Origin of the sequence: Streptosporangium sp. NPDC004379 (assembly GCF_042873875.1) — a bacterium.
Classification (GTDB): domain Bacteria; phylum Actinomycetota; class Actinomycetes; order Streptosporangiales; family Streptosporangiaceae; genus Streptosporangium.
In genome coordinates this window covers 1-7,491 of sequence record NZ_JBIAMC010000036.1, presented here as the reverse complement: position 1 = coordinate 7,491, position 7,491 = coordinate 1, and the positions used below count along the sequence as shown (strand labels likewise).

The following is a 7,491-nucleotide window of genomic DNA, read 5'->3' as shown; positions in this document are numbered from 1 at the left end:
CTCAGAGCGGGCCGCCGTGGCCTTGCGGCCACACTGACGGGGGAGAGCGCAGGGCCGGGCGCCGTAGCCCCTCACTTACGGACCGCCCATGCTCCCCGCCGTACCCGTTCCCCGGCCGTCGTCCGCAGGTCTGCTGGGACCGTCCGCCGGGGAGAAGGGGCGGGGGAAGAATCTCGGGAGTCACGGAGCGGGGTCGAAGGGGTGGGGTGGGGCCTGGGGCCGATCATGAACGTTTCCGACAAAATTCGGTCCGTCATCTTCGTAGGTCCTCCCACCCGACCGTCGGGTCGTCCTTCTGGCAGCGTGGAATCCGGTTCGGGACGCGCGGCTCCGAGGGGTGCTCCGCGTCTCCACGGTGAAGGGGGCATTGATGGCGGACGGCAGGGTCGACGTGGTGGTCACGGGGCTGGGCGCGACGACGCCGGTGGGGGGTGACGTGACCTCCACCTGGTCCGCCCTGCTGGCGGGGCGGTCGGGCATCGGGCTCATCGAGGAGGAGTGGGCGGACGGCCTGCCGGTGCGGATCGCCGGGCGGCTGCGGGTGGAGCCCGCCGAGGTGCTGGATCGGGTCCAGGCCAGGCGGCTGGACCGCTGCCAGCAGATCGCCCTGGTCGCCGCACGCGAGGCGTGGGCCGACGCGGGAGCCCCGGAGACGGACCCCGAGCGCCTGGCCGTGGTCGTGGGCACCGGGGTCGGCGGGGTGCTGAGCACCCTCACCCAGGACGAGGTCCGCAGGACCACGGGGGCGCGGCGGGTCTCGCCGTACACCGTCCCGATGCTGATGCCCAACGGGCCCGCCGCGGTGGTCAGCATGGAGTTCGGCGCCCGGGCGGGCGCCCACACCCCGGTGAGCGCCTGCGCCTCGGGGGCCGAGGCGATCGCGATGGGCCTGGACCTCATCCGGCTGGGCCGCGCCGACGTCGTCATCGCGGGCGGCGCCGAGGCGTGCGTCCACCCGCTCACCATCGCCGGCTTCGCCCAGGCCAAGGCGCTCTCCACCCGCAACGACGCGCCCGAGGAGGCGTCGCGCCCCTTCGACGCGTCGCGGGACGGCTTCGTCCTCGGCGAGGGGGCCGCCCTCGTGGTGCTGGAGCGCGCCGAGTCCGCCGCCGCCCGCGGGGCCCGCGCGTACGCGGCGCTGGCCGGCGCGGGGATCACGTCCGACGCCTTCCACATCACCGCCGGTGACCCGGAGGGGCAGATGCGCGCCATCCGGGCGGCCCTGTCGTCCGCCGGTCTGAGCCCGCTCGACATCGACCACGTGCACGCCCACGCCACCTCCACCCCGCCCGGAGACGTGACCGAGGCCCGCTCCGTCGCCGAGGCGATCGGGACGCACGCGGCGGTCACCGCGACCAAGTCGATGACCGGTCACATGTGCGGGGCCGCCGGGGCGATGGGGGCGATCTCCGCGATCCTCTCCATCCGCGACGGGGTCGTCCCGGCCGTCCGGAACCTGGCCACCCTCGACCCCGAGGTCAAGCTCGACGTGGTCACGGGCGGTCCCCGCCGGGGCCGGGTGTCGGCGGCGCTGGCCAACGCCTTCGGTTTCGGCGGCCACAACGCCTCCCTGATCCTCACCGCCCTCTGAGCTCCGGGTCGGGCGCCCCCGGCGGTCTCGGGTACGGATCACCCCTGCGGCTTGGCCGCCGCCGGGGGCCGGGATGCGCGGAGGGCGGTCCGGCGGCCGTTCCGGTAGCGGCCCGGGGTCGTTCCGATGATGCCGGTGAACGCCGCGATGAAGCCGCTGGGGTTCGCCCATCCGCAGGCGTAGGCGGTCCGGGTGGTGTCGTGTCCCTCGGCGAGCAGCACGAGCGCGTGGTAGACGCGCAGCTGCGTGCGCCATTCGTAGAAGGTCATGCCGAGTTCGTCGCGGAACAGCCGGCTGAGGGTGCGGGTGCCGGCTCCGACCGTCTTCCCGAGTTCGGCCAGCGAGGAGTTGTCCCCCGGGTTCTCGTACAGCAGCCGGGCGATCCCCCGCAGCCGGTCGTCCCGCGGCTCCGGCAGGTGCAGTGGTTGTTCGTGCGCTTCGCGTAGCTCGTCGACGAGGACGCGAAGGAGGCGTGATCGCGCGGAGCGGCTGTACGCGGGCGCGGCATCACCGTGGTCACGGGGACCAGGCGTGGCATCGCCGTACTGATGAGGGCCGGTCAGGGCGAGCAGTACCTCTCGGGCGAGGCCGGAGGCCAGGAACACGGCGGGACGGTCCGGCATGAGCCGGGCGAGGGACGGCGGTAGGAAGACGATCCGCATGTCGGTGTCGCCGTGGGCGCGGTGGTGGTGCGTGAACCCGGCGGGGGTCCAGGAGACCCTGTCGGCGGGAACGATCGACGTGCCGTGCTCGGTGTGAACCGCCAGGACGCCGCCGGCCGCGTACACCAGGTGCCCCCGCGTGTGCGTCTGCACCGCGCTCGTCCCACCGGACGGCCAGAGATGGCGCCCGCCGGACGGCCACACGTGTGACGTCACCTCGGCACTGGAGCGATTTTGGCGGCGAACAGGCATCGGTTGGCATTCTATCGGTGGGCGGCCACATCCTGATCTGATGACATTTCCTCCATGCGAAGTGGTCTGGTCGCGTGAAGCACCCGGCCGGACCACACGGCATCGGGGCGGCGTGCCTCGATGCCGCGGCTTGGGAGGAGAGAACACATGGCGACGTTCATTCTCGTGCCCGGCGCCTGGCACGGCTCCTGGACGTTCGATGCGGTGATCCCGCCGCTGGAGCGTGCCGGTCATGTCGTCCACGCCCTGACCCTGACCGGTCTGCGGCCGGGCGACGACGAGGCGGCGGTCGCGACCGCCAACCTCGACACGCACGCCGGGGACGTGTTGCGGCTCCTCGATCGCGCCCACATCACCGGCGCGACGCTGGTCGGCCACAGCTACGGCGGGATGGTGATCGCCGCCGCCGCCGACCGCGCCGGCGGCCGGATCTCACGACTGGTGCATCTCGACGCCTACGTGCCGCGTGACGGCGAGTCGTGCTGGTCGTCGACGAGTGAGGCATACCGGCAGGCGTTCGTCGCCGGAGCCGCGGCCCACGGTTACGCCGTCCGGCCGCCGGACGGCGGTGATCCCCGCCGCCGTCCCCATCCCCTCGCCTCGCTCCTGCAGACGATCCGGCTCACCGGCGCGTTCGCCCAGGTCCCCCGCCGGGAGTTCGTCTACTGCTCGGGCTGGCAGGACCGGACGCCGTTCGCCGGACTCCGCACCAGGCTTCAGGCCGATCCCGGGTGGCGGGTCCACGACCTCCCGACCGCCCACAACGCGATGCGCGAGGCCCCGGAGGCGGTCGCCGCACTGCTGCTCGACGATGACGCCGTCGGCCGCTCAAGGGGCGGGGACCGTACGGTGTCCCCCGGGAAGGGCCGAGGGGCGTGAGGTCTCACACGGAGCGGGGACGGGCAGGCGTCCGGTGACGAACGAGGCGGGAGGAACGCCCATCGCCCTGCGGAACTCTCCCGTCAGGTGCGACTGGTCGTAGTATCCCGCTTCCGCGGCGAGCCGGGCCCACGAACCGGTATGGGCACGAGCGAGTACGACTCCCAGGCGATCGATGCGCACGAAGCGTTTCGGTGACACGCCCACCGCTCTGTTGAAGAGATCACGCAGGTGGCGCTCGCTGACGCCGAGCCGCCGGGCGACGGCGGGCACCGGCTCGGGTCGCGCACCGGCGCTTGTGGACAGTCCGGCGACCGCGGCGTGGACGAGATCGCTTCGCGACAGGTCGCCCGGTGTCGTGCGGGAGATGCGGGCCAGGAACTCCGCCTCGATCCGCTTGAGAACCGACATGTGATCGGAGCCGAGTCCGGCCAGCTCATGGACCAGGCGATCACCGGGTACTCCCCAGAGATCCCGCAGCGGGACGGCTCGGTCGACGAGTTCGCTGACCGGCACACCCAGCAGCAGCGAAGCCCTGCTCGGCCGGATGCGGATCCGGACGCCGAAAGGCACGTGCTTACCCGGGTGGTACCGGGCACGGGTACGAGGCCCCACAACCATCAGGTCGCTGCGCCGGTCGTCCAGCACGCGGAACACGAGTGCGGTGGAAGTCTCCGGCACATGGGTCAGGACTCCTCGGCCGGCAACGGCGGTCACGCCTCGGACGTCGGAGACCCAGGGCCGCAGAGCGTCTGGAACGGGTATCTCGTGACCCCACGTCGCATTCACGCGCTTCACGCTATCCGTCGCCGGCGCGGACGGCCCCATGTGCTCGGTGCCGAAATCTCCTATCCGATCCGGGGCGGCGCACGGCAGGGTCTGGACCATGATCCTGATCACCGGTGCCACCGGCACCATCGGCAGTGAGGTCCTCCGGCTGCTCGCGGCCCGCGGCGAGGTGGTCCGCGCGTTGACACGCGATCCTTCCCGTGCCTGGACCCCGCCCGGCGTCGAGGTCGTGGCGGGCGACTTCGACGATCCGGCGTCCCTGGACGGAGCGATGGCCGGGGTCGGCGGCGTCTTCCTGGTGGCCCCGGGCGGGCCGTCCACCGGACGGCACGACCTGGCGGTACTGGCCGCGGCCCGATCGGCCCGGGTGCGCAGGGTGGTGAAGCTCTCGTCGATCGGGGCCGATGCCACGGACGACCACTGGCATCGGCCGGGAGAGGAGGCGGTGCGCGCCGGCGACATGGGCTGGACGTTGCTGCGGCCGTCCGCCTTCGCCAGCAACACGCTGCGATGGGCCGGAGCGATACGCGCCGACGAACCCGTGCCGAACATGACGGGGACCGCGGCGCAGGGGGTCATCGATCCGCGTGACATCGCCGAGATCGCGGCCGAAGCTCTCGTATCGGCGAAGCACGAAGGACGGACCTACACGCTGACCGGCCCGGAACTGCTGAGCTTCCACGACCAGGTGGCTCGGCTGGAGACGGCGCTGGGACGCACGATCAGGACCGTCGACGTTCCGCTCGACGTGGTGCGCGAGCGGATGCTCGCCTCCGGGATGGACGTCGAGATGGCGGAGAGCAGGCTCAGGGGCATCAGGATCATCCGGGACGGCGGCAACGCCGTCCTGACCGACGGAGTCGAACGCGCCCTCGGACGCCCGCCCACGGACTTCGGCACCTGGGCCCTGGACCACCTGGACGCCTTCACCACGAGCTGACCCCGAGCCCCGGCGCCTTCACCCCGGAGTGGACGCCCCGCCGATCTCGCTCCCGGCGGTCGTCCCGCCTTCGCGATCTCCTCGCCTCCACGGGAGGCGGCCGTCACCACCCGACGGGCACCGCCGTCTGTTTCCCCCGCGCCGACGGCTCGATCCGCCCTCGCCGCGGGCCGGAGACCCACAGGTTCTCTGGTCGTCACAGTCACTCGTCCCCGGACCGCCCGCCCCGGGGAGGCGGTCCGCAGGGAACGAGAGAGGCCATGAGGACGGTGGCCGGCAGGTCATCGGGTGGTGAAGGCGCCGCCGTTGACGTGGATGGTCTGGCCGGTGATGTGCCGCGCTCCGGGAGAGGCGAGGAAGTACGCCGTCTCGGCGATGTCGTACGGGGTGCCGGGCCGTTTGTCGTGCGTCTCCCCGATGAGCGCGGCGCGGCGTTCCTCGGTCATCCCGCCGCGGAAGAAGTCGGTGCCCTCGATGTACCCGGCGGAGATGACGTTGCTGGTGATGCCGTGGGGGCCGAGTTCGGCGGACAGGGAGACGTTCCAGGCGGCGAGTGCGGCCTTGGCCGTTCCGTAGGAGCCGCCCCGGCGTTCGGCCCCGATCGACCCGATGCTGATGACGGAGCCACCGGAGCCCAGCTTCTCCCGGACGGAAGCCGTGGTCAGCACCGCGCCGAGGAGATTCTGGGCCAGGTCGGCCCGCCACTGGGCCAGCAGGGCCTCCAGGGGCGGAGCATCGTCCGGTGCCGCGTCGGACAGACCGCCGGACGCGTTGACGAGGACGTCGAGCGTTCCGCCGATCCGGTCCGCCAGCGCCGCGACCTGCTCGGGCAGGGTCGCGTCACAGACGACGCCGTGTACCCCGAGATCCAGGGCGGTCTTCTCCACGAGATCGGCGCGGCGGCCGGTGACGAAGACGTCGGCCCCGTCGGCGGCGAACCTCTCGGCGACGGCCCGGCCGATGCCGCTGGTGCCTCCGGTGACGAGCACGGTGCGAGTCAAGGGTGCCTCCTCATCGCTGCTACGTTTAGATCTAAACGTAGCCGATGATCGAGGAGGTTCGCACCATGACGGACATGACGTCCATGGCCGGTGGGCCGAACCCCGCCCATTCGCCTTCGGAGATCGCGGCCGCCTGGCAGCGGGAGCGTCCGGGCACCCCGACCGGTTCGATCGAGATCGTCACCCCCATCTGGCGCCTGGCGAAACTGTTCTCGGACGACCGGGTGAGGGTCCTGCGAGCCGCGGGGATCGACGCGGCGACCCTCGACCTGCTGTCCGTCATCCGCCGTTCCGGACCGCCCTACGCCCTCAGCACGCGCGAGCTCACGCGCCGGACACTCGTGACCGCCGGTGCGATCTCCCAGCGGGTCGCCCGCGCCGAACGCGAAGGGCTCGTACGGCGCGCGCCGGGAACGGCCGGACGCCGTTCCGTCACGGTGACCCTGACGGATGAGGGGCACGCCCTCATCGAACGGTCCGTCGACGCGGTGCTCGGCCGGGAGGCCATGCTCGTCAGCGGCCTGTCCGACTCCGAACGCGCCCTGCTCGCCGGGCTGCTGGAGAAGCTGACGGCCGACGTCGGGCGGCGCCTGGCCGACGATCGGTAGGCTGCCTGCTCATGATCATCGATCCGCTCGCCGTCCCACGGGACGGCCTGCTTCCGGAGCCGCTGCTCGCCGAGCTGACCGCCCTCCACACCGCCAACCGGGAGTTCTTCGCCGTCAGCGGCGACTTCCCAGACCCGGACGACATCCGGCCGGAGCAGATCTCCGCCTCGCTCTCCGGGGAGCTGGCGAACCCGGACACCGAGGTGCTGCTCTGCCGTACGGAGGCCGGAGGGCCGCTCGCGGGCGTCGCGATCACCCTGGCGCACCACCCGGACCCGGCCGACCCGGACCCGTGGATCGGCCTGCTGCTGATCGACGGCCGGATGCACCGCTCCGGGTACGGCCGGGCGCTGGCGGGCGCCGTGGAAGAACGGTTCCGGGCGGCGGGCCGGACGGCGGTCCGCCTCGCCGTACTCGACGCCAACGCCAAGGGCCTCGCCTTCTGGAGCGCCCTGGGGTACGAGGTCCTCGACCACCGTCCGGACCTCCAGCACGGCCGCCCCTGCACAGTCATGCGCAAGACGCTCTGAACCCGCTCCCTCTTTCCCCTTTTTCTGTGCCCTTCCGGGGAACGGCGCCATCCGCTTCGCGCTCCACGGCGACACCGTGAGCGTCCCGAAAGATGACCCGTCACGGCGGACCCCCCGAACGACCCGAGGGGGCGGGGACGGCGGGGGCTGTGGGCGGTCCGTCAGAGAGGAACTACGGCGCCCGGCCCTGCGCTCTCCCCCGTCAGTGTGGCCGCAAGGCCACGGCGGCCCGCTCTGAA

8 protein-coding genes are annotated in these 7,491 nt (G+C 72.4%); 5 read left to right on the top strand and 3 right to left on the bottom strand.

What is annotated here, in order from left to right:
* Window positions 1-370 precede the first annotated feature (370 nt).
* Window positions 371-1,591: a beta-ketoacyl-[acyl-carrier-protein] synthase family protein gene (locus ACFYSC_RS36775; RefSeq protein ID WP_389971003.1), complete on the top strand. Its 1,221-nt coding sequence runs from the start codon at window positions 371-373 to the stop codon at window positions 1,589-1,591.
* Between the two features lie 38 nt (window positions 1,592-1,629).
* Here ACFYSC_RS36775 and ACFYSC_RS36770 read toward each other — a convergent pair whose 3' ends face one another.
* Window positions 1,630-2,406, bottom strand: a complete 777-nt coding sequence (locus ACFYSC_RS36770) for a helix-turn-helix domain-containing protein (RefSeq protein ID WP_389971000.1) — start codon at window positions 2,404-2,406, stop codon at window positions 1,630-1,632.
* Window positions 2,407-2,652: 246 nt separating this feature from the next.
* Between ACFYSC_RS36770 and ACFYSC_RS36765 the strand changes: the two genes are divergently transcribed.
* Window positions 2,653-3,384, top strand: coding sequence for an alpha/beta fold hydrolase (locus ACFYSC_RS36765; protein WP_389970997.1), 732 nt, complete (start codon window positions 2,653-2,655; stop codon window positions 3,382-3,384).
* Here the strand turns inward: ACFYSC_RS36765 and ACFYSC_RS36760 are convergent.
* A complete protein-coding gene (locus ACFYSC_RS36760; protein ID WP_389970994.1) occupies window positions 3,334-4,065 on the bottom strand; it encodes a helix-turn-helix domain-containing protein in 732 nt (243 codons plus the stop codon). The two genes, ACFYSC_RS36765 and ACFYSC_RS36760, sit on opposite strands and share 51 nt — an antisense overlap.
* A 205-nt stretch (window positions 4,066-4,270) precedes the next feature.
* On the opposite strand from ACFYSC_RS36760, the gene ACFYSC_RS36755 reads away from it, so the two are divergent.
* Complete coding sequence (locus ACFYSC_RS36755) at window positions 4,271-5,113, top strand: NAD(P)H-binding protein (protein WP_389970991.1); 843 nt, start codon at window positions 4,271-4,273, stop codon at window positions 5,111-5,113.
* Between the two features lie 281 nt (window positions 5,114-5,394).
* Here ACFYSC_RS36755 and ACFYSC_RS36750 read toward each other — a convergent pair whose 3' ends face one another.
* The gene (locus tag ACFYSC_RS36750; protein WP_389970988.1) at window positions 5,395-6,114 is read right to left on the bottom strand and encodes an SDR family NAD(P)-dependent oxidoreductase; all 720 of its coding nucleotides are present in this window, start codon (window positions 6,112-6,114) and stop codon (window positions 5,395-5,397) included.
* Between the two features lie 65 nt (window positions 6,115-6,179).
* Between ACFYSC_RS36750 and ACFYSC_RS36745 the strand changes: the two genes are divergently transcribed.
* Together ACFYSC_RS36745 and ACFYSC_RS36740 are read left to right on the top strand one after the other, a co-directional pair.
* Window positions 6,180-6,722, top strand: coding sequence for a MarR family winged helix-turn-helix transcriptional regulator (locus ACFYSC_RS36745; RefSeq protein WP_389970985.1), 543 nt, complete (start codon window positions 6,180-6,182; stop codon window positions 6,720-6,722).
* A gap of 11 nt (window positions 6,723-6,733) precedes the next feature.
* On the top strand, window positions 6,734-7,252 hold the full coding sequence (locus tag ACFYSC_RS36740; protein WP_389970982.1) for a GNAT family N-acetyltransferase: 519 nt from the start codon (window positions 6,734-6,736) through the stop codon (window positions 7,250-7,252).
* Window positions 7,253-7,491: the final 239 nt, after the last annotated feature.

Excerpts from the sequence above, each read along its gene's own strand:
- ACFYSC_RS36755 (WP_389970991.1), top strand. The coding sequence starts at position 4,271 with ATGATCCTGATCACCGGTGCCACCGGCACCATCGGCAGTGAGGTCCTC.
- ACFYSC_RS36740 (WP_389970982.1), top strand. The coding sequence starts at position 6,734 with ATGATCATCGATCCGCTCGCCGTCCCACGGGACGGCCTGCTTCCGGAG.
- ACFYSC_RS36775 (WP_389971003.1), top strand. The coding sequence starts at position 371 with ATGGCGGACGGCAGGGTCGACGTGGTGGTCACGGGGCTGGGCGCGACG.
- ACFYSC_RS36745 (WP_389970985.1), top strand. The coding sequence starts at position 6,180 with ATGACGGACATGACGTCCATGGCCGGTGGGCCGAACCCCGCCCATTCG.
- ACFYSC_RS36765 (WP_389970997.1), top strand. The coding sequence starts at position 2,653 with ATGGCGACGTTCATTCTCGTGCCCGGCGCCTGGCACGGCTCCTGGACG.